The 19,038-nt window shown below is 58.7% G+C and carries 22 protein-coding genes; 7 read left to right on the top strand and 15 right to left on the bottom strand.

The genetic code is table 11. The features are described 5' to 3' along the window. The first annotated feature begins 514 nt into the window (after positions 1 to 514). Entirely contained in the window at positions 515 to 1,330 is an 816-nt protein-coding gene (sul2, locus tag ACVOLQ_RS17295) for a sulfonamide-resistant dihydropteroate synthase Sul2 (protein ID WP_001043260.1), read from the top strand. Between the two features lie 86 nt (positions 1,331 to 1,416). Then, a complete protein-coding gene (locus ACVOLQ_RS17290; RefSeq protein WP_000251875.1) occupies positions 1,417 to 1,719 on the top strand; it encodes a phosphoglucosamine mutase in 303 nt (100 codons plus the stop codon). 175 nt (positions 1,720 to 1,894) lie between these two features. Here ACVOLQ_RS17290 and ACVOLQ_RS17285 read toward each other — a convergent pair whose 3' ends face one another. The 3 genes from ACVOLQ_RS17285 to ACVOLQ_RS17275 all read right to left on the bottom strand — a co-directional run bounded on the left by ACVOLQ_RS17285 (position 1,895) and on the right by ACVOLQ_RS17275 (position 4,557). Beyond that, on the bottom strand, positions 1,895 to 3,388 hold the full coding sequence (locus tag ACVOLQ_RS17285; protein ID WP_481528765.1) for an IS91-like element ISCR2 family transposase: 1,494 nt from the start codon (positions 3,386 to 3,388) through the stop codon (positions 1,895 to 1,897). 210 nt (positions 3,389 to 3,598) lie between these two features. Next, positions 3,599 to 3,823 (bottom strand): hypothetical protein, encoded by a 225-nt coding sequence (locus tag ACVOLQ_RS17280; protein ID WP_000743213.1) that lies wholly within the window; start codon positions 3,821 to 3,823, stop codon positions 3,599 to 3,601. Then, positions 3,820 to 4,557 (bottom strand): recombinase family protein, encoded by a 738-nt coding sequence (locus tag ACVOLQ_RS17275; protein ID WP_481528764.1) that lies wholly within the window; start codon positions 4,555 to 4,557, stop codon positions 3,820 to 3,822. Before ACVOLQ_RS17275 ends, ACVOLQ_RS17280 begins: the two co-directional genes overlap by 4 nt. 147 nt (positions 4,558 to 4,704) lie before the next feature. Here ACVOLQ_RS17275 and ACVOLQ_RS17270 point away from each other — a divergent pair, with 147 nt between their 5' ends. The 5 genes from ACVOLQ_RS17270 to ACVOLQ_RS17250 all read left to right on the top strand — a co-directional run bounded on the left by ACVOLQ_RS17270 (position 4,705) and on the right by ACVOLQ_RS17250 (position 7,686). Further along, a complete protein-coding gene (locus ACVOLQ_RS17270; RefSeq protein ID WP_000447876.1) occupies positions 4,705 to 5,037 on the top strand; it encodes an ArsR/SmtB family transcription factor in 333 nt (110 codons plus the stop codon). Further along, on the top strand, positions 5,034 to 5,801 hold the full coding sequence (arsH, locus tag ACVOLQ_RS17265) for an arsenical resistance protein ArsH (protein ID WP_001239389.1): 768 nt from the start codon (positions 5,034 to 5,036) through the stop codon (positions 5,799 to 5,801). Before ACVOLQ_RS17270 ends, arsH begins: the two co-directional genes overlap by 4 nt. Then, complete coding sequence (locus tag ACVOLQ_RS17260) at positions 5,798 to 6,304, top strand: arsenate reductase ArsC (RefSeq protein WP_000140066.1); 507 nt, start codon at positions 5,798 to 5,800, stop codon at positions 6,302 to 6,304. The genes arsH and ACVOLQ_RS17260 overlap by 4 nt, the downstream gene beginning before the upstream one ends. A gap of 44 nt (positions 6,305 to 6,348) precedes the next feature. Further along, positions 6,349 to 7,368: an ACR3 family arsenite efflux transporter gene (arsB, locus tag ACVOLQ_RS17255; protein WP_005015323.1), complete on the top strand. Its 1,020-nt coding sequence runs from the start codon at positions 6,349 to 6,351 to the stop codon at positions 7,366 to 7,368. 114 nt (positions 7,369 to 7,482) lie between these two features. After that, positions 7,483 to 7,686, top strand: a complete 204-nt coding sequence (locus ACVOLQ_RS17250; protein ID WP_057729319.1) for a hypothetical protein — start codon at positions 7,483 to 7,485, stop codon at positions 7,684 to 7,686. Positions 7,687 to 7,722: 36 nt separating this feature from the next. Here ACVOLQ_RS17250 and ACVOLQ_RS17245 read toward each other — a convergent pair whose 3' ends face one another. From ACVOLQ_RS17245 to guaB, 12 genes are all read right to left on the bottom strand, one after another. Further along, the gene (locus ACVOLQ_RS17245) at positions 7,723 to 7,947 is read right to left on the bottom strand and encodes a type I toxin-antitoxin system ptaRNA1 family toxin (RefSeq protein WP_000211355.1); all 225 of its coding nucleotides are present in this window, start codon (positions 7,945 to 7,947) and stop codon (positions 7,723 to 7,725) included. Between the two features lie 63 nt (positions 7,948 to 8,010). After that, on the bottom strand, positions 8,011 to 8,259 hold the full coding sequence (locus ACVOLQ_RS17240; RefSeq protein WP_000213809.1) for a hypothetical protein: 249 nt from the start codon (positions 8,257 to 8,259) through the stop codon (positions 8,011 to 8,013). A gap of 4 nt (positions 8,260 to 8,263) precedes the next feature. Continuing rightward, positions 8,264 to 9,691, bottom strand: coding sequence for a P-type conjugative transfer protein TrbL (gene trbL / locus ACVOLQ_RS17235; RefSeq protein WP_001405816.1), 1,428 nt, complete (start codon positions 9,689 to 9,691; stop codon positions 8,264 to 8,266). 10 nt (positions 9,692 to 9,701) lie between these two features. Beyond that, positions 9,702 to 9,938 carry an entry exclusion lipoprotein TrbK gene (gene trbK / locus ACVOLQ_RS17230; protein ID WP_000718002.1) on the bottom strand — a complete coding sequence of 79 codons (237 nt, stop codon included), beginning with the start codon at positions 9,936 to 9,938 and terminating at the stop codon, positions 9,702 to 9,704. A gap of 12 nt (positions 9,939 to 9,950) precedes the next feature. Continuing rightward, positions 9,951 to 10,730: a P-type conjugative transfer protein TrbJ gene (trbJ, locus tag ACVOLQ_RS17225; RefSeq protein ID WP_000836966.1), complete on the bottom strand. Its 780-nt coding sequence runs from the start codon at positions 10,728 to 10,730 to the stop codon at positions 9,951 to 9,953. A 140-nt stretch (positions 10,731 to 10,870) separates the two neighbouring features. Beyond that, positions 10,871 to 11,059, bottom strand: a complete 189-nt coding sequence (locus tag ACVOLQ_RS17220) for a FitA-like ribbon-helix-helix domain-containing protein (RefSeq protein WP_000024442.1) — start codon at positions 11,057 to 11,059, stop codon at positions 10,871 to 10,873. Between the two features lie 1,032 nt (positions 11,060 to 12,091). Further along, positions 12,092 to 12,973, bottom strand: a complete 882-nt coding sequence (gene repC, locus ACVOLQ_RS17215) for a replication protein C, IncQ-type (protein WP_000743064.1) — start codon at positions 12,971 to 12,973, stop codon at positions 12,092 to 12,094. Next, positions 12,960 to 13,787: a helicase RepA family protein gene (locus ACVOLQ_RS17210; RefSeq protein ID WP_001162384.1), complete on the bottom strand. Its 828-nt coding sequence runs from the start codon at positions 13,785 to 13,787 to the stop codon at positions 12,960 to 12,962. Before ACVOLQ_RS17210 ends, repC begins: the two co-directional genes overlap by 14 nt. Positions 13,788 to 13,791: 4 nt before the next feature. Then, positions 13,792 to 14,013 (bottom strand): helix-turn-helix transcriptional regulator, encoded by a 222-nt coding sequence (locus tag ACVOLQ_RS17205; RefSeq protein ID WP_001179606.1) that lies wholly within the window; start codon positions 14,011 to 14,013, stop codon positions 13,792 to 13,794. Between the two features lie 147 nt (positions 14,014 to 14,160). Further along, the gene (locus ACVOLQ_RS17200; protein WP_000954590.1) at positions 14,161 to 15,363 is read right to left on the bottom strand and encodes a tyrosine-type recombinase/integrase; all 1,203 of its coding nucleotides are present in this window, start codon (positions 15,361 to 15,363) and stop codon (positions 14,161 to 14,163) included. Between the two features lie 304 nt (positions 15,364 to 15,667). Next, positions 15,668 to 17,233: a glutamine-hydrolyzing GMP synthase gene (gene guaA / locus ACVOLQ_RS17195; protein ID WP_481528763.1), complete on the bottom strand. Its 1,566-nt coding sequence runs from the start codon at positions 17,231 to 17,233 to the stop codon at positions 15,668 to 15,670. A gap of 120 nt (positions 17,234 to 17,353) precedes the next feature. Then, complete coding sequence (guaB, locus tag ACVOLQ_RS17190; RefSeq protein WP_313171672.1) at positions 17,354 to 18,811, bottom strand: IMP dehydrogenase; 1,458 nt, start codon at positions 18,809 to 18,811, stop codon at positions 17,354 to 17,356. Positions 18,812 to 19,038 lie beyond the last annotated feature (227 nt).

The following is a 19,038-nucleotide window of genomic DNA, read 5'->3' as shown; positions in this document are numbered from 1 at the left end:
CGAGAAGGCTTTTACCGTCAAAGACGGTAAAAGTCTGAATAGTGAACGAGAGTGTCTTAATCCGGCCTCGATTTTTACCGTCAGCTCTACCGTCAACTTTTTCTGCTGGCCGGCGATAGCTACCGATAGCTGTTGCGACGTATTTTCTTCTAAATCAACACGTTACGTCAGTTTTTCGATAGCTGGCGATAGTCCTCGAAGGACGTCAATTCACTCCCACTCTATTGTAAACAAGACATTTTTATCTTTTATATTCAATGGCTTATTTTCCTGCTAATTGGTAATACCATGAAAAATACCATGCTCAGAAAAGGCTTAACAATATTTTGAAAAATTGCCTACTGAGCGCTGCCGCACAGCTCCATAGGCCGCTTTCCTGGCTTTGCTTCCAGATGTATGCTCTTCTGCTCCTGCAGCTAATGGATCACCGCAAACAGGTTACTCGCCTGGGGATTCCCTTTCGACCCGAGCATCCGTATGAGACTCATGCTCGATTATTATTATAGAAGCCCCCATGAATAAATCGCTCATCATTTTCGGCATCGTCAACATAACCTCGGACAGTTTCTCCGATGGAGGCCGGTATCTGGCGCCAGACGCAGCCATTGCGCAGGCGCGTAAGCTGATGGCCGAGGGGGCAGATGTGATCGACCTCGGTCCGGCATCCAGCAATCCCGACGCCGCGCCTGTTTCGTCCGACACAGAAATCGCGCGTATCGCGCCGGTGCTGGACGCGCTCAAGGCAGATGGCATTCCCGTCTCGCTCGACAGTTATCAACCCGCGACGCAAGCCTATGCCTTGTCGCGTGGTGTGGCCTATCTCAATGATATTCGCGGTTTTCCAGACGCTGCGTTCTATCCGCAATTGGCGAAATCATCTGCCAAACTCGTCGTTATGCATTCGGTGCAAGACGGGCAGGCAGATCGGCGCGAGGCACCCGCTGGCGACATCATGGATCACATTGCGGCGTTCTTTGACGCGCGCATCGCGGCGCTGACGGGTGCCGGTATCAAACGCAACCGCCTTGTCCTTGATCCCGGCATGGGGTTTTTTCTGGGGGCTGCTCCCGAAACCTCGCTCTCGGTGCTGGCGCGGTTCGATGAATTGCGGCTGCGCTTCGATTTGCCGGTGCTTCTGTCTGTTTCGCGCAAATCCTTTCTGCGCGCGCTCACAGGCCGTGGTCCGGGGGATGTCGGGGCCGCGACACTCGCTGCAGAGCTTGCCGCCGCCGCAGGTGGAGCTGACTTCATCCGCACACACGAGCCGCGCCCCTTGCGCGACGGGCTGGCGGTATTGGCGGCGCTGAAAGAAACCGCAAGAATTCGTTAACTGCACATTCGGGATATTTCTCTATATTCGCGGTTCAGCAGGCATGTCCCCTTTGAGGGCGACCCGACGACAGGATAATCGACCTTATGGTGCGCAAATATTTCGGCACAGACGGTATTCGTGGCAAAGCCAACGAAGGCGCGATGACGGCGGAAACCGCCTTGCGCGTCGGCATGGCGGCTGGCCGTGTCTTTCGTCGCGGTGACCACCGCCATCGTGTCGTGATCGGCAAGGATACGCGCCTGTCGGGCTATATGCTTGAACCCGCGCTCACAGCCGGTTTCACCTCGATGGGCATGGACGTATTCCTTTTTGGCCCGCTGCCGACAACGTATAGGAAGAATAAACGCCCTTTTCACCCAAGTCCAACAGCTTTGGACCGCAGTTGACTCTTTCGACACCCCTGCGATGCAACCCAATCCGGCTGACGGGGAGCCAGCAACGCTGAAAATTTACCCTCCTCTTTCCCACTAGCGGCTCCTTTTCCGACAACCAGCACGGCGGATCCCTGCCGCGGCGCTGTGAACGCAGCATTTTGATTGGTATCGTTGGCCTTCAGGCTCGTCAGTCAAACAGACCCAGGAGCAGCTCAGCCGGTGGCGCCCGGCTTTCGGGTAACGTCCTGGTCCCGCTGGTTTCGGCTTTGTGCTTCAGGTGATCAAGGATCTGCTTGATCACTATAGGGTCTTCAATGCAGGCGATGACTTTCATGGCGCCGCCGCAGCCGCTGCAGGTCTCGATGTCGATATTGAAAACACGCTTGAGCCGTTGCGCCCATGTCATCGACGCTCGCCGTTGTGCTGGTGTTGCCGGTTCATCAGCCACCCTGACCTTGTTGCCCCTGCCCCGTTTTGCCGGCGTGACCAACGCCCGGTGCCGACTGTTGGGTGCGAACACCCCGTGGAAGCGGGTTAGGTTGACTCTGGGCTTCGGTACCAGGGCGGCCAGCCTTGCAATGAAATCCAATGGTTCGAAAATGACGTGCGTGGTGCCGTCCCGGTACGGCGTCTTGAGCTGGTAGCGCACGTTGCCGCCTCGTGTTAACGACAGCCGCTTCTCGGATACCGCCGGGCGGCTGATGTACCGGCACAGCCGTTCGAGCTTCTTGCGTTCATCGGCCCTGGCCGCCACGCCGGCGTGCAGGCTGGACCCGGCTACCTTGCCAATCCCGTCACCGAACGGATCACCACTGGTCGGCAGAGTTTGCAAAGTGAACACCTTTCGCCCCGCCTGTGAACCGACAGCGATACGGTAAGTGATCGAGTGCCCCAGCAGGGGTGTCATCGGGTCGTCATCCACCGCATCCGAGGCCAGATAGCTGTTTTCGACATCCCGTTCCAGCAGGCCTTGCCGTTCCAGATAGCGACCCACCCGGTGGGCGATGGTGTGCGTCAGCTGGGTGAGCTCTGGGCTGGTCGGCGCCTTGACCCAGCGGAAACGCGCTGAGCCGTGGGATTGCTCGACATACACACCGTCGAGAAACAGCATGTGGAAGTGAACATTCAGATTGAGCGCCGATCCAAAACGCTGGATCAGGGTGACCGCGCCCGTCTTGGCCACTTGGTGGGTATGGCCCGCTTTCTTGACCAGGTGCGTGGCAATGACGCGGTAAACGATGCCCAGCACCCACCCCATGATCTCGGGCCGGCTGGCAAACAGGAAACGCAGCTGAAACGGGAAGCTCAACACCCACTGACGCATGGGTTGTTCAGGCAGTACTTCATCAACCAGCAAGGCGGCACTTTCGGCCATCCGCCGCGCCCCACAGCTCGGGCAGAAACCGCGACGCTTACAGCTGAAAGCGACCAGGTGCTCGGCGTGGCAAGACTCGCAGCGAACCCGTAGAAAGCCATGCTCCAGCCGCCCGCATTGGAGAAATTCTTCAAATTCCCGTTGCACATAGCCCGGCAATTCCTTTCCCTGCTCTGCCATAAGCGCAGCGAATGCCGGGTAATACTCGTCAACGATCTGATAGAGAAGGGTTTGCTCGGGTCGGTGGCTCTGGTAACGACCAGTATCCCGATCCCGGCTGGCCGTCCTGGCCGCCACATGAGGCATGTTCCGCGTCCTTGCAATACTGTGTTTACATACAGTCTATCGCTTAGCGGAAAGTTCTTTTACCCTCAGCCGAAATGCCTGCCGTTGCTAGACATTGCCAGCCAGTGCCCGTCACTCCCACTCGATTGTAAACAAGCACACAAAACCCTTTAGTGACAACAATTTGCAAGAACTATCAGGCTCAGTGCCATGAAAAATACCATGACCAGATCATGAGGTTGAACACGGCTTGCGCCGGCAGCGTTCACGCTCCTGGTCGGCGATCTCGCCCGGCTGCAATGCTAGCTCAGCATCGGTCATGCGCTCCAGCACGTCGCGTAGGCGGATGGTGCAAGGAATGGGCGGCAGCTCGAACTCATAGCCGCCGGCGATCATTTCGGCCGCAATCTCCTCGGTGATGAAAAACGGCTCGTCGTCTTGGTTCGGCTTCTTCATGCCCTTTCCTCCTGGCGCTCATCCTGGCCGACAGCGGCCAGGGCATCGGCTTCCGTCAATGCGTCCTCCACGAACGCGCCGTGCTGCTTCGCTTCGGCCTGGCTGACCTCGGCCCATATCCGTTTCACCTGGGCCGCACTGTACCCGGCCAGATCGGCGGTCTTGTTGATGCTGTAGCCGGACTTGCGCAGCGCGACAACTTGGGCGCGGCGCTTCGGATCAGCACGGCGGCCCTTGTACCGCCCGGCCTGGCGGGCCAACTCAATGCCTTGGCGCTGGCGTTCGCGCCTGTCCTCGTAGTCGTCGCGGGCCATCTGCAAGGCCAGGCGAAAAAGCATGATCTGCACGGCTTCCAGCACGATCTTGGCGACGCCCTGGGCCTCGGCCGCCAGGTCGGATAGATCGACCACGCCAGGGACGGCCAGGCGTGCGCCTTTGGCCTGTATCGAGGCCACCAGGCGCTCGGCCTCGGGCAAAGGTAGGCGGCTGATGCGGTCGATCTTCTCGGCAATGACCACCTCGCCGGGCTGTAGGTCGCCGATCATGCGCAGCAGCTCAGGCCGGTCGGCGCGTGCGCCGGATGCCTTCTCACGGTAGATGCCGGCGACGTAGTAGCCGGCGGCCTTCGCGGCCGTAGTGATCGCCTCTTGGCGTTCCAAGTCCTGCGCGTCGGTGCTGACGCGCAGATAGACCCGCGCCACCATCGGCGCGGCTACTGGCTTCGTCCTGCGCATACTTGCGGGCTCCTTTGGGCATACTCAAATGCACCCATCTTAAACTGGCAGGCCAATTTATCACATATCGATCTAAATGCGCCTAGCTCATTTTTACAGCTTAAATGAGCTATTGAGCACACTCCATATTTCGACTATTATTGAAACATGGAAACGATAAATGCTGTAGCCGCCCTGGCGGCCATCGCTCAAGAATCGCGCCTCGCGGTGTTCCGGCTTCTCGTCCAGGCCGGCCCCGCCGGCATGGCCGCCGGAAAAATCAGCGAAGCGGCCGGCATCCCGCCGTCTTCGCTATCCTTCCACCTGAAAGAGCTGGCACACGCCGGCATGGTCACGTCGCGGCAAGAAGGCCGATTTGTGATCTACGAGGCGAACTTTTCGACGGCCACTAACCTGGTGGCCTTTCTCACGGAAAACTGCTGCGGCGGCCAGGTGTGCAACCTGTCTTGCACCACGGAAGCCGGGAAGGTGTTGGCATGAGACTTCGCCATCTTTCCGACCCCGATTCTTTGCCCGCTTTGGACAAATCCTTTGCCATCGAGCGCCCGGCGCTCGGGCTGGCACCCGACGCCCCGCCGGTGCGTATCCTGCTGCTGTATGGCTCGCTGCGCGCCCGCTCGTTCTCACGGCTGGCCGTCGAGGAAGCGGCCCGGCTGCTGCAATTCTTTGGCGCAGAAACACGCATCTTCGACCCGTCCGATTTGCCGTTGCCCGATCAAGTGCAAAGCGACGATCACCCGGCCGTCAAGGAGCTGCGCGCCCTGTCCGAGTGGTCAGAGGGACAAGTCTGGTGCAGCCCGGAACGCCACGGTCAGATTACCAGTGTCATGAAGGCGCAGATTGACCATCTGCCGCTTGAAATGGCCGGCATCCGGCCGACCCAAGGCCGCACCCTGGCCGTGATGCAGGTATCCGGCGGCTCGCAGAGCTTCAACGCCGTGAACACCTTGCGTCTGCTCGGCCGCTGGATGCGAATGTTCACCATTCCGAACCAGTCGAGTATCGCCAAAGCGTTCCAAGAGTTCGACGCGGCGGGCCGCATGAAGCCCTCGCCGTACTACGACCGAATAGCCGATGTGATGGAAGAACTGGTGCGCTTCACGGCGCTGGTACGGCCGCACCGTGAAGCACTGACAGACCGCTATTCCGAACGGAAAGCGGCCGGCCACGTCATCGACGAGGCCACCGATCTTTCATCCATCGCCATTGCTCCCCAGCCACTACCAGAAAGCGAAACATCATGACCGAAAGAATCTATAACGTCCTCATCCTCTGCACCGGCAATTCGGCGCGCAGCATCATGGCCGAAGCTCTCATCAACACGATGGGGCAAGGGCGCTTCCGCGCCTACAGCGCCGGCAGTCACCCAACCGGCAAGGTCAATCCCTTCGCCGTCGAAAAGGTGGAGTCGGTGAATTACCCGACCGAGAATCTGCGCAGCAAGAGCTGGGACGAGTACGCCACGCCCGACGCACCGAAGATGGACTTCATCATCACCGTCTGCGACAACGCCGCCGGCGAAATGTGTCCGGTGTGGCCTGGTCAGCCGATCTCGGCGCATTGGGGATTTGAAGACCCGGCCGCCGTCGAAGGCACTGACGCCGAGAAGCGCCGGGCCTTCGAACAAACCTTCCGGCACATGATGAACCGCGTCCGCCTGTTCGTGAATCTGCCTCTCAAAATGCTTGACCAGACGGCCATCAAGCGCGAGCTGGCGAACATCGGCAAGACCGAGCAGGAAGCATGAGCGCCGGCGCACAGGCCATCGCCGCGAAGCCGCGCCAGGCCCCGATGAGCGGCTTCGAGCGTTACCTGACGCTGTGGGTGGCCCTGTGCATCGTCGCCGGTGTTGCGCTCGGCCAGGGCCTTCCTGACGTGTTCCAGGCCATAGGCCGCATGGAAGTGGCCCAGGTCAATTTGCCGGTGGGCCTGCTGATTTGGGTAATGATCGTCCCGATGCTGGTCAAGATCGACTTCGGGGCGCTGCACCAGGTCAAAGAGCATTGGCGCGGCATCGGCGTCACGCTGTTCGTGAATTGGGCCGTCAAGCCATTCTCGATGGCCCTGCTGGGGTGGCTGTTCATCCGACAAGTGTTCGCTCCGTTCCTGCCGGCCGATCAACTGGACAGCTACATCGCGGGCTTGATCTTGCTGGCCGCCGCGCCCTGCACGGCAATGGTGTTCGTGTGGAGCCGCCTTACCAACGGCGACCCGCTTTTCACGCTCTCGCAAGTGGCTCTGAACGACGCCATCATGATCGTGGCCTTCGCGCCCATCGTCGGCCTGCTGCTGGGCATGTCCTCGATCTCGGTGCCTTGGGACACGCTGCTGATTTCGGTCGTGCTCTACATCATCGTGCCGGTGATCCTGGCGCAGCTCTTGCGGCGGCATCTGCTCAAGCAAGGACAGGCCGCCTTTGAACGGGCCATGCAGAAGATCGGGCCGTGGTCGATGGCCGCGCTGCTGCTGACGTTGGTTCTACTGTTCGCCTTCCAGGGCGAGGCCATCATCCGGCAGCCGTTAGTGATCGCCATGCTAGCCGTGCCGATCTTGATTCAAGTGTTCTTCAATTCCGGGTTAGCCTACTGGCTGAACAAGCGGGCGGGGGAAAAGCACTCTGTCGCCTGTCCTTCGGCCCTGATCGGTGCCAGCAACTTCTTCGAGCTGGCCGTGGCGGCCGCCATCAGCTTGTTCGGTCTGCACTCCGGCGCTGCATTGGCAACCGTGGTCGGCGTCCTGGTCGAAGTGCCGGTGATGCTGCTGGTCGTGCGCGTGGTGAATCGCTCGAAGAGCTGGTACGAACGAGGTTGAACATGAGTAGGAAAAAACTGAGGAAATGATTGCAGATTGCCGCGCCGGCCGCTTCCTGGCGCATTCGATCACTGACCTGGAACACCTAGTATCCATGCTTGCTGAGGTCGCCCGATGACAGACCCAAAGAACCTAGAGAACAGGCTGCATGAGAAGGCCGACACGGCCCGCGCCGTTTCCACTGGTCGGGTGCGCTACACACTGGCCGAACTACTGGCCGACGCGGAAGCATCCGGGGCTTACCCGCTGCCGCCGGAGGAACGCGAATGGATGGATGCGCCGTCTGTGGGTCGGGAATGGCCAAACAGTGAAGATTGAAAAAGGCGGCCAGTTCGAGTGGCCGCCCTTTCGTCATTAGCTGCACGCTTGGCGCAAGGCGTTCATTGCTTCTTGAAAATCAGCCTGTGTCGCCCGGCCCGTTTCAGCTTGGTAGTACACCACCATAAAAGCATTAGCGACGGCTTCGGCCAATGGCCCAAGGCTCCGCGCTTCCGCTTGGTTGATGTACTCCAAAGAAGAAAGAATAGCCGCTGCTTGATGCACTGCTTGCCCTGGTTCGATAATATGTTGTGTTGTCATAATTCACCTCTCCAGTAGGTGTTGATTGAAAGTGCCGGGCTGGTTGTGGCCAGCCCGGTGCGCCTACAGGTACAGCCCCGCCGCCTCCGCGAATGCTGACCGCTCATTCCTGCCGCCATTAACCTCAATACTTATCGGCTTAGTTTCGCTCTCTCTCATAGGGTCTGGCCGTGATACAAAAGCGGCTGTTTCTGTCTCTGCATCGACCTCGGTCGATTGATCACCCAGCGGCGAAATAAATACCTGGCTGACTTCTTCCCTTGGCGCTTCATCCAGGGCCGCCAATGCGGCCATGTATGTTGATGTCGTCATCGTGCTAACTCCTGACTTCGTTACTATCTGGGCCAGAATCGGCGCCCAAGCTATTGCCCTCGAACTGGCCAGATTGGCTTGCTTCTTTCGGCTCCATGCTTTCGCGTATCGAAGCAGCCAGTTTTCCGCCTGTGGTTTCGCTCACTCGCTCCTGGAATCCCTGCTTCACTTGAGAGCCGACACCCTTGGCTAACTCGGAGGCCGTGCCTGTGGCCAGCTTCGCGGCCTTGGCAAAGCCGCCACCGCTTGAGCTACTGCCGCTGTCACCAAAGCCAGCCGCTTGGGCGAATGGGCTACTGCCAGCAGTACCCGCTTCACCACCACCGTTTCCGCCACTGCTGACAACTGACCCCATGCTGGACATGTCACCGCCGGTTTCCATACTCGCTGATGCTTTCTGAAAAGCCGCTTGGAGTGCACTTGCACCTCCGGCTGCACCGGCTGCGGCACCCATAACCGCTTTACCTGCCAGGGCAGCGCCGCCAGTTGCCATACTGGCCGCCGTCACCGCCGCCCCAACTGCCGCACCCGCACCGAAGTTTCCAATTCCACCGGCTGCGCCAATACCACCACCAGACACAAGACCAGAAATCATCGGCGGAACTTTGTTGACCAAGAAAAGCAAGATGACCGATATAACCAACATCACGGCCAGTTCCTGGGATGCCATGTTCTCGCTGATTTGCGTGTAGTAGTGATTGATGAACTCTTTGCCAATCGCAACCAGAAGCACCATTGCCATAAGCTGTGCGGCCAGGCCCAGCACGGTCTTGTAGTAATTGATCGCCATGTCGGAAGTCCAACGACTTCCACCAAAGCCAAGGAAGAACACACCGGCATACAACAGAATCCAGGCTGATGCGAGCAACAGCAACAGGTTGACCGCAATCAACGCCAGGACAAACAAAACAGCCAGGGCCATTAGCTCCATGACCAGAGCAGTTGCCATCTGCCGCCATCCCAGCTCCGAGGTGGCCTGTACTGTGCGGTTGTATAACTCGAAACCAAGATCAAGGATGCTGGAGGGCCCAAGATTGCTATTGGAAAGTCCCCCCGCCTGCGCGCCCAGAGTTTGCAATGACTGAACAATCGTACCGGCGATATTCATGCCCTGGTTCGCATTCGTCAGCAACCACCAGAAAAAGCCGGTGAAGATCGTGAAGCGAACGAACTCCGCGAAGAACTCGCCAATGTCGGCCTTGCGCAAAGCCATCATGCCGAATGTCCAGACCATCGAAATCACAACCAGCGTCCAGAACAAACGCGATGCAGCGGACTCAATAGCTGGCCCCCATGTTGCGGCAGCATCATGAAAACGCTTGAGCACATCATTCATAACACCGCTGCTACTTAGCTCCTGCGCCATTGCAGGTTCAGCCAGCACCATTGTGGCGACCATCATCAAGCCACCTAGAGCAATTTTCTTTCTCATGGCGACCACCTCAATAATCATCTTTAGGGCTGGGCTTGAACTCCCACTGACGCATCTGCTTGGCCTTCTGGAATGCTCTGCATTCCTCGGTAAAGGCCTCTCGGTTCGCTTCGCTGCGCATTTCATTCAGTGCTGCCTGGAACGCATCGGGGGCACACGTCGCCGCATTTGGTTCGGGCATCCTTTCCTGTTCACATCCAGCCAACAACAGCAACGTAGCCGCGGTAGTAAAAAAGATTTTTTTCATCTCACCGCCTCCCTAGTAGTTGTCTGCCGGACTCGGGCGAAACGTCCAGGTACGCATTTGCTCGGCCCTGGCATCACCTCGCGCCTCGGCATCGAGTTCTGCTGCAATCCGGGCTGCCTCCGCGTTGTGTTGGGCGGTCAACATGGTGCGAATCTGCAAGAGCTGATTGGCCTGCTGGCTGGCGAGCTGGTTGGCGTAGCCGATGGCCTGTAGCTGGCCAGTTGCACCCTGGGCCGCGCCTTGCAGCCGCTCCAGGGTACGGGCGTCATCCTTCAAAGCCTTTTGCTGGTCGGCAACGGTCTGGAACAGGGCATCGTTGGCCTTCTTTTGCGACTCTGACGCCAGGCGGCGGTTCTCTTCCATCGCTGCCTTTTCGGCCGGCGTGCATCCGCCGCTGCCGTTGAAGCATGGCGAGCTGCGGTAATAGGCCACGTCCTGAAACTTGGCCAGGTAACGATCCAGGCTGCCTAGCTGGTTCTCGTAATAGGCCAGCGTGTTTTGCGCGGCAATCAGCCGGTTGATCGTAGTCTGCGCCTGATCCCAGATATACGCGGCTGGGGCCATCGTGTTCTGGAGCTGATTTTCGTACTGCTGCAACTGGGTCTGGTACTGCTCAATCTGCTTGAGCGTCTGCGCCACCGACTCGATGGCCGTCATGATGTTCTGGGCCAGGTTGCCGCCGTCGATGACGGGGATACCAGCTTGCACAGGGGCGGTGGTAGTGGTGATAAAGCCGGTTGCGAGTGCAACGGCTAGAGCGGTTTTTTTAGCCGCTAAAATTTTGGACTTCATGGTCGTACTCCGTCGATGAAAAGAAGGCATTGCCTTGACCAAGCGTTGTGCTTGTTCTCGGCAACGTTTCATCGAAGAGCTACGCCACTAGCTGATCGGTATTGCCCTTGGCGCTGAGGCCCGGACTTACAAACGTAAAACTACTCTGTTTTTTTATCGCTTTCGGACAAGCCAACTTCCCGGCCAATCTCTTCAAGCTCTAGCGGCTGTACTGCCGCCGTCAGTATTTCGCGTATTTCCGCGTCGGTGCTCCTATCGTTGAGCGCTGCTCGAACTTTCAACGCACGGTGCACCTCGGCGGGTAAATTCCTGATAAGCACATTTGCCATATCAATACCCTTTTGGTGTACCCGACAACCATGCTATCAAAGATATTAAAAATAGCAAGACCTATACTCTTGCAACCGGCGGTAGCCGATCAGCCCCGCAGGGCAGGATTCCCGTTGAGTGCCCCCGGCGCGAATAAGGGACAGTGAAGATAGATAACCGGCTTGCCGGTTAGCTAACTTCACCCATCCTGCCCGCATTTCACCCACTATTGAAAATCTAGCGCATATCGAACGTAAAGCGTTTTATCGTCAAACAAACACCGATTCTTGGCAACATAACCGTAATCGTCACCAAATCGGCCTGCAATCGACATAGTCGCTTCAAAATCGCTGCTCAATCGGCTTTAAATCGGAACCTAAAATGCCAACAATCGACACAAACCATTCGCCCCGATGGGGCGAGTTGGACGCCAAAAAAGAAGGGCATAACCCGCCCCTCAAGTGTCAATGAACACAAGAAATTTGCCTCCCCTCCCGTCATACCACTAAGGCGACGTATTGATACTTGAGGGGCAACCTTTCCTGATGTTGACACCTTCACGCAGGTTACTGGTTATGGGCGTCCAACACACACGGCTCATTCCTGCTTGGTAATAATAAGAATAATAATCTTCTTATTATTCTTACCGAACGAATGGGCACTGCTTAGCCATTTCACGTTTCGAGCCAAGGTTTCAGTACAGATAACTACAAGTGCACACAGCGGCCCTCCAGCACCGTTAGACGCAGATTCTGCTTCAGCTCATGGAATAAGGGACTCCGGGTTGTTTTCCCCTCTCACAAGGCGTTTCAGCGGCCACTGAAGCCGCCTTCTCTTCTTGGCGTTAAACCATCGGCCTATGGCCGATTGATAAAGCCCGCCAGGGCTTTATTGGCAAGGTCAGAACGCGCCCTCAAGGCGCGAGCTGCACCGCGCATGATGGATTATCTTTAGATAATCTTGGATGGATTTCCCAAACTGCCCGCAAAGCAGCGCACCGTCTGGGTTTTCCAAATTGGGACGGGGAACGTTACGACGGCAGAAGGGGAGCGTTACGACGGTAACAAGGGAACGTTACGACGGTAAACGGGTGCAGTTGCCGTGGGGCCAGGCCTCTTGATCTCCCATTTTCCCTTGGCGTATTCGTTCACTACCCAACCCACGGCGGCAAGTTCGGCCAGTGCCTTCCGGGCAGTCTGACGGCGTTTTTTCATAGCTTCGGCATTGGCTTCATCTGGCCAGACATAGCCGCAAAGCGTGTCCAGTTCCACGCGCCCGGATTTGCCGGGGTCGATCCAGCCGCATAGCCGTTGGTGCATCAGCCGTGCCGGATCAGTCTGTAGCACCCGCACTTCCGCCATGTCGATACGGGCATATGGACGATGCCCCAGGATCGCTTCGGCAATACGCGGATTCAGGGCAACCCATAGCCTGCCGTCCGTCTCGTCAAAAGCATGACTCATCAGGTGGAACGCGGCTTGCCGCCGTCCCTTCGTCACAAGGATGGTGACGTTCGACATGCGCAGCAGGCTGGCTTTGAGCGCCTTGATGTTGTCGCCGCTATCCGTCATGCCCGTTTCTGAGAGCAGTTTGGTCAGGCTCTCACGAACCACCAAGCCGTCTTGCTCAATGGCTTCGAAACGGGGTTCAAGGAATAGCCGTAGCTGTCGCCCCGTCTCACTGGTCGGTTCCGGGGTTAGCAAGATGCCGTTCGGGCCGCCAAGGGCCACGATGCCTTGCAAAAGACGCATATCATCGGCCCCGAGAGGTTCGAATCCGACGAAACGCATGGATTCGTCCTCGCCAAAGGTGTAGGTCACGTCCAGCTTGCAGCGTTTGCGATCGCCACGCTTGAGGCTGCGGAACAGGCCAGGTGCCAAACAGTGCGCGGGATCATGTCGGACGTGGGTCAGGTCATGCTTAGGCTTCTTCACGCTGTCTCCTTTTCACCTTGCACTGCCGCTCCAGTACAGCAGGCTTCAACACGCCGCCGTCGTGCCGTCTAAACCAGAGTTCTTGAAAAGGTGCGCCATAGTTGGCCTTGCTGACGCCAAAGCGGACAAAATACCCACGCTGACAATCATCGACCCCCAGTATCTCGGCCTCGCCTTGCGTCATGCCGGATAGGTACGATTGCCAACGGATGTTATCAACCAGTACGGACGATCCACGACTGGCCTGCTGTTGATCGCCCGACCCCATCATGGCTGCGCTTTTACTCGCGTGGTGCAGAAACACAATGGAGCAGCCTGTATCAGCGGCTATGGCCTCCATGTGCCCAACAACCTGCGCCATCGGCCCGCTAGCGTTCTCCTCCTCAATGTGGAAGCGCCGCAAAGTGTCCAAGATCATCAAGCGACGACCTTCAGCGGCTCGTTTGAGAGCATCGAACCAGCTAGCAGCCATGATGTTTGGGCATTTACCGATCAAGGGTTCAATGAGCAAACCATCAGCCACGGCTTGCCGTTCCGCTGCGCTGAGGTGTGCCCCAAGGGCGTGCAGACGATGGTGAATAGCGGCCGGTGGATCTTCAGCAGGCAGATAGACCACTTGCCCGGTGGGAAACTCGCCTATTTCAAGTAAATCAGGCCCGCCTGCAATCTGTGCAGCCAATTGAAGGGCCAACATGGATTTACCAGCCCCACCAGGCGACACAAGAGCACCAACAGTGCCAGCAACCATATTAGGCAGAACATAATCAATGGGTGGCGGCAATTCCGTGAAAGCCGCCATAAGATCAAGAGCCATATAACTAGCCCTCTATAGGGCCAGGTCGCGCAGCTTGATCACCCGATGATTTACGTGCCTCAATCCACTCTTCGACCTCTGACAAATCCCAGGCGACATTTCTACTGGTTAACGCGATACGGCGTGGAAAATCCCCTCGCTGCTCCAGGTTATAAATTGTTCGTGTCGAAAGCGGGATCATCTCCAGGAGCTTCTTCCTGTTGATGAGGGTCTTTATATTTTGCATGGGTCAATACCTCTCAAATGAATAGTTGCTATTCATCGAGTAGCTGCGCGAAGCAGCTAATCGGTAATTGACCTGCCCGATGCCAATGGCGGCCTTATTTATAAATTCACGGCATCAACTTCAATGCTATCAAAGATAGCAAAAACATCAACCCTTACTGCCTCCCGAAGTCCACTCATCAATCATATCGGCCCAATCCTGCAACATCGCCGCCCGCTGCTCGCGGTACTCAGCCTTGTTGTAGACAGCCCTCACGCCCTTCTGCTCGTGCGCCAGGCACTTCTCGATCCAGTCGGTGTTGTAGCCGGCCTCATGCAACAGCGTGCTGGCTGTGCGCCGCAAATCATGCGGTCCGAACTTGGTAAGTGACTTCCCATCTTTCTGCGCCGCCTTGTAAGTCAGCGTCAGCACCTGGTTAAGTGTGGCAGCGCTCATCGGCGCATCCGAGTCGTACCGTGATGGCAAAACGAAGTCGGAACCACCGGCAAAGGTTTTCATGGCAATGAAAATATCCAGAGCCTGCTGGGACAGAAATACCAGGTGCGGGTTACGGCGTTTCATCCGCTCCTTTGGAATCGTCCACAACGCTTCGCTGAAATTGATCTCGCTCCAGGTCGCATTGGTCAGCTCGCTCTTGCGCACCATCGTCAGCAATAACAGCTTGGCCGCCGCACGGTTTGTTGGGCTTGTGCCCACTCGCTCCATGTACTGGTACATCAGCCCAATTTCTTCTGGCGTCAACGCTCGGTCACGTGGCTCGAATCGAGCGATGCTTGTTGGGCGCACCAGTTCTGCCGGGTTTTCGACCTTCTGCCCACGCTCGATGGCCCAGCGAAATACCTGCAACACGATTTCACGCACATGAACGGCGGTGGCCGGTGCGCCTCGCTCAACAATGGCATCAGCCAGCGCCCGCAAGTCTTCGTGGGTGATCTCCACCAGCTTCTGATTGCTGAATTTCGGCTTCAGCTCACGCTCATAAACCGAGCGGCGCATATCGCGGGTGGAGTCGGCCATCTGGTAGCCACGCAGCCACTTCTCCGCCCAGGCACCGAACGTCTCTGCATCTTTCACCCGCGCCTTGTCTCGGGCTTTCTCCTTGGCCGGCGACTTGCCCGCCGCAACCATCTTCTTGGCGTCACCCAACAGCTCGCGGGCTTCGGCCAGGGTGATGCCACCGACACCATAACGCCCAAAGGTGATGGTCTCCTGCCGACCGTTGATTGAGTAGTTGTAACGGAACGAGATGGAGCCGGCTGGAGTCACTGCCACATAGAGACCTTCCCGGTCATTCACTTTGTAGAGTTTGTCCCTGGGCTTGAGATTGCGCAGCTTGGTATCGGTCAGCATGTACCTTGTCCTTCTTCGTCTCCGATACCATGCTGAAAAAATCTCGAATTTATCGTATTTTTTCTTACGAAACAGTAACTTATAGAATATTAATACCATGAACACACAAAAGAACGCAGCATGGTATCGGCATCAATCATGGCATCGCCAAACCATAATACCAGCTTTAATGCCATGCTCAAACGGTGCTTGGCGCTTCCTCCCGTTGCCAGATCGTGCCAAACACAAACAAAAAAAAGCCCGCAATTACGCGGGCTTAGCGGCATTTCATGCCATCAGGTGCCTGGCTGTGCCAGACGCGGAATCATTCCCACTCGATCGTCGCCGGCGGCTTGCCGGAGATGTCGTAGACCACGCGTGACACGCCACGCAGTTCATTGATGATGCGGTTGGAGACGCGGCCGAGGAAGTCGTACGGCAGGTGCGCCCAATGCGCGGTCATGAAGTCGATGGTCTCAACGGCACGCAGTGCGATCACCCACTCATACGCACGCGCATCGCCAACGACGCCCACCGACTTGACCGGCAGGAACACGGCAAACGCCTGGCTGGTCTTGTCGTACAGATCAGCTGCACGCAGTTCTTCGATGAAGATCGCATCGGCCTTGCCCAGCAGTTCTGCGTATTCGCGCTTCACTTCGCCGAGGATGCGCACGCCCAGGCCCGGGCCCGGGAACGGATGGCGGTAGACCATGGTGCGCGGCAGGCCGAGCTCGACGCCGAGGCGACGTACTTCGTCCTTGAACAACTCACGCAGCGGCTCGACCAGCTTGAGCTTCATGTCTTCCGGCAGGCCGCCCACATTGTGGTGGCTCTTGATGACGTGGGCCTTGCCGGTCTTGCTGCCGGCCGACTCGATCACGTCCGGATAGATGGTGCCCTGTGCCAGCCACTTGGCGTTGCTCAGCTTGTTCGACTCTTCGTCGAAGATCTCGACGAACAGGTTGCCGATGATCTTGCGCTTGGCTTCCGGATCGCTGACGCCTTCCAGGGCCTTGAAGTAACGGTCGGCCGCGTTCACGCGCACGACCTTGACGCCCATGTTCTCGGCCATCATCTGCATGACCTGGTCGCCTTCCTGGAAGCGCAGCAGGCCGGTGTCGACGAACACGCAGGTCAGCTGGGTGCCGATGGCCTTGTGCAGCAGCGCTGCGACCACCGAGGAATCAACGCCGCCGGACAGGCCGAGGATCACTTCATCGCTGCCAACCTGCTCACGCACGCGGGCGATCTGGTCGTCGATGATGTTGGCCGCGGTCCACAGCGTGGCGCAGCCGCAGATATCGGTGACGAAGCGCTTCAGCAGCGCCGAGCCCTGCTTGGTGTGGGTCACTTCCGGGTGGAACTGCACCCCGTACCAACGCTTGTCTTCGTTGGCCATCGCGGCCACCGGGATGCGGTCGGTCACGGCGGTGATGGCGAAGCCCGGCGGCACGTGGGTGACGTGGTCGCCGTGGCTCATCCACACGTCCAGGCGCGGCTCGCCGTTGTGGTCGGACAGGCCGCCCAGCAGCGCGTCGTTGCCGAGCAGCTTCACTTCGGCATGGCCGAACTCGCGCTGGTCAGCGGCTTCGGTGCCACCGCCCAACTGCTTGGCCATGGTCTGCAGGCCGTAGCAGATGCCCAGCAGCGGCAGGCCGCTGTCGAACACTTCCTGCGGCGCAGCCGGCGCACCCGGCAGCGTGGTGGTTTCCGGGCCGCCGGACAGGATGATGCCCTTGGCACCAAAGGCGGCGATCTCGGCCGGATCGTGGTCCCATGCCCAGATTTCGCAGTACACACCGAACTCTCGGATGCGGCGCGCGATCAGCTGCGTGTACTGTGCGCCGAAATCGAGGATGAGGATCTTGTCGTTATGGATGTTGGTCATGAGCGAGAAGTGAGTAGACAGGAGTGACAAGTGAGAAAAAGCGGCAGCGCCGGCGCTGTATAGAAGAAGAGGAGCTCGGAGCTTGTTCTCGCTCCTCACTCCTCTTCACTCACTCCCGCTTCAAGCGCGGTAGTTCGGCGGCTCTTTGGTGATCTGCACGTCGTGGACGTGGCTCTCACGTTGGCCGGCACCGCTGATCTTGACGAAGTTCGGCTTGGTGCGCATTTCTTCGATGGTGGCGCAGCCCACATAGCCCATGGTCGCACGCAGGCCACCGATGAGCTGGTGGATGATGCCGCCAACCGGGCCGCGATACGGCACGCGGCCTTCGATGCCTTCCGGCACCAGCTTGTCGGCGGTGGCGGCGTCCTGGAAGTAACGGTCCTTGGACCCCTTCTCCATCGCAGCCAGCGAACCCATGCCACGGTAGCTCTTGTAGGAGCGGCCCTGGAACAGCTCGGTTTCACCCGGCGATTCCTCGGTACCTGCGAGCAGGCCGCCGATCATCACCGTCGACGCGCCAGCGGCCAGCGCCTTGCCGATGTCGCCGGAGTAACGGATGCCACCGTCGGCGATCAGCGGAATGCGATCCTGCAGCGCTTCGGCAACCAGGTCGATCGCGGTGACCTGCGGCACGCCAACACCCGCGACAACGCGCGTGGTGCAGATCGAGCCGGGGCCGATGCCAACCTTGACCGCATCGGCGCCGCTGTCGAGCAGGGCCAGCGCGGCCTCGCCGGTGCAGATGTTGCCGCCGATGACCTGTACGTTCGGGAAGTTCTTCTTTACCCAGCGCACGCGATCCAGAACGCCCTGCGAATGGCCGTGCGCGGTGTCCACCACCAGCACGTCAACGCCGGCAGCAACCAGCGCTTCGACGCGGCGGTCGGTATCACCACCAACGCCAACCGCGGCGCCAACCAGCAGGCGCGTTGCGGCGTCCTTGGCAGCGTTGGGGTTGTCGGTCTTCTTCTGGATGTCCTTGACCGTGATCAGGCCGCGCAGTTCAAACGCGTCGTTGACCACCAGGACTTTTTCGATGCGGTTCTTGTGCAGCAGCGACAGGACTTCGTCCGAGGCCGCGCCTTCCTTCACCGTGACCAGGCGATCCTTCTTGGTCATGATGTGGCGAACCGGATCGTCCAGCTCGGTCTCGAAGCGCATGTCACGGTGGGTAACGATGCCGGCCAGCAGGCCGTCGCTGCCAACCACCGGCACGCCGGAGATGTTGTGCGCCTGGGTCAGGGCCAGCACGTCACGGATCGTGGTTTCCGGACCAACGGTGATCGGGTCACGGATGACGCCGGATTCGAACTTCTTGACCTTCGCCACTTCGGCAGCTTGCTGCTCGACGGTCAGGTTCTTGTGCAGGATGCCGATGCCGCCGATCTGGGCCATGGCGATCGCCAGGCGGGCTTCAGTGACGGTATCCATGGCGGCCGAGACAATCGGCAACTTCAACCGCAGGTCGCGCGTCAGCCGCGTGCCGAGGTCAACGTCCTTAGGCAGAACGATGGAGTGAGCGGGGACGAGGGAAACGTCATCGTACGTTAGTGCTTCAGCCTGGATGCGCAGCATCGGCGTGCCCGGTAGATGTGGGGAAGCGCGACATTTTACCCTTATTTGCCCGCCGATGTCAGGGGGCAAGTGCGACGCAGTGTCGCGCTGGCGGGGAGGTGTTCAGGGACCACGGACCGTAGTGGGGGGGGGCGCCGGCGCGGGGGGGGGGGGGGGGCGAGCGGGGGGCGCCGCCGCCCGGGCGGGGCGGGAGGGCGGAGGGAGGGAGGCCGCGCCGCCCCGCGGCG

Source organism: Stenotrophomonas sp. STEN031, from assembly GCF_056759975.1.
This window is presented reverse-complemented; position numbering and strand designations above follow the sequence as displayed.

What these genes read in the sequence shown, in the direction of transcription:
- sul2 (WP_001043260.1), top strand. Translation starts at nt 515, where the DNA reads ATGAATAAATCGCTCATCATTTTCGGCATCGTCAACATAACCTCGGAC.
- ACVOLQ_RS17290 (WP_000251875.1), top strand. Translation starts at nt 1,417, where the DNA reads ATGGTGCGCAAATATTTCGGCACAGACGGTATTCGTGGCAAAGCCAAC.
- ACVOLQ_RS17285 (WP_481528765.1), bottom strand. Translation starts at nt 3,388, where the DNA reads ATGCCTCATGTGGCGGCCAGGACGGCCAGCCGGGATCGGGATACTGGT.
- ACVOLQ_RS17280 (WP_000743213.1), bottom strand. Translation starts at nt 3,823, where the DNA reads ATGAAGAAGCCGAACCAAGACGACGAGCCGTTTTTCATCACCGAGGAG.
- ACVOLQ_RS17275 (WP_481528764.1), bottom strand. Translation starts at nt 4,557, where the DNA reads ATGCGCAGGACGAAGCCAGTAGCCGCGCCGATGGTGGCGCGGGTCTAT.
- ACVOLQ_RS17270 (WP_000447876.1), top strand. Translation starts at nt 4,705, where the DNA reads ATGGAAACGATAAATGCTGTAGCCGCCCTGGCGGCCATCGCTCAAGAA.
- arsH (WP_001239389.1), top strand. Translation starts at nt 5,034, where the DNA reads ATGAGACTTCGCCATCTTTCCGACCCCGATTCTTTGCCCGCTTTGGAC.
- ACVOLQ_RS17260 (WP_000140066.1), top strand. Translation starts at nt 5,798, where the DNA reads ATGACCGAAAGAATCTATAACGTCCTCATCCTCTGCACCGGCAATTCG.
- arsB (WP_005015323.1), top strand. Translation starts at nt 6,349, where the DNA reads ATGAGCGGCTTCGAGCGTTACCTGACGCTGTGGGTGGCCCTGTGCATC.
- ACVOLQ_RS17250 (WP_057729319.1), top strand. Translation starts at nt 7,483, where the DNA reads ATGACAGACCCAAAGAACCTAGAGAACAGGCTGCATGAGAAGGCCGAC.
- ACVOLQ_RS17245 (WP_000211355.1), bottom strand. Translation starts at nt 7,947, where the DNA reads ATGACAACACAACATATTATCGAACCAGGGCAAGCAGTGCATCAAGCA.
- ACVOLQ_RS17240 (WP_000213809.1), bottom strand. Translation starts at nt 8,259, where the DNA reads ATGACGACATCAACATACATGGCCGCATTGGCGGCCCTGGATGAAGCG.
- trbL (WP_001405816.1), bottom strand. Translation starts at nt 9,691, where the DNA reads ATGAGAAAGAAAATTGCTCTAGGTGGCTTGATGATGGTCGCCACAATG.
- trbK (WP_000718002.1), bottom strand. Translation starts at nt 9,938, where the DNA reads ATGAAAAAAATCTTTTTTACTACCGCGGCTACGTTGCTGTTGTTGGCT.
- trbJ (WP_000836966.1), bottom strand. Translation starts at nt 10,730, where the DNA reads ATGAAGTCCAAAATTTTAGCGGCTAAAAAAACCGCTCTAGCCGTTGCA.
- ACVOLQ_RS17220 (WP_000024442.1), bottom strand. Translation starts at nt 11,059, where the DNA reads ATGGCAAATGTGCTTATCAGGAATTTACCCGCCGAGGTGCACCGTGCG.
- ACVOLQ_RS17210 (WP_001162384.1), bottom strand. Translation starts at nt 13,787, where the DNA reads ATGGCTCTTGATCTTATGGCGGCTTTCACGGAATTGCCGCCACCCATT.
- ACVOLQ_RS17205 (WP_001179606.1), bottom strand. Translation starts at nt 14,013, where the DNA reads ATGCAAAATATAAAGACCCTCATCAACAGGAAGAAGCTCCTGGAGATG.
- ACVOLQ_RS17200 (WP_000954590.1), bottom strand. Translation starts at nt 15,363, where the DNA reads ATGCTGACCGATACCAAGCTGCGCAATCTCAAGCCCAGGGACAAACTC.
- guaA (WP_481528763.1), bottom strand. Translation starts at nt 17,233, where the DNA reads ATGACCAACATCCATAACGACAAGATCCTCATCCTCGATTTCGGCGCA.
- guaB (WP_313171672.1), bottom strand. Translation starts at nt 18,811, where the DNA reads ATGCTGCGCATCCAGGCTGAAGCACTAACGTACGATGACGTTTCCCTC.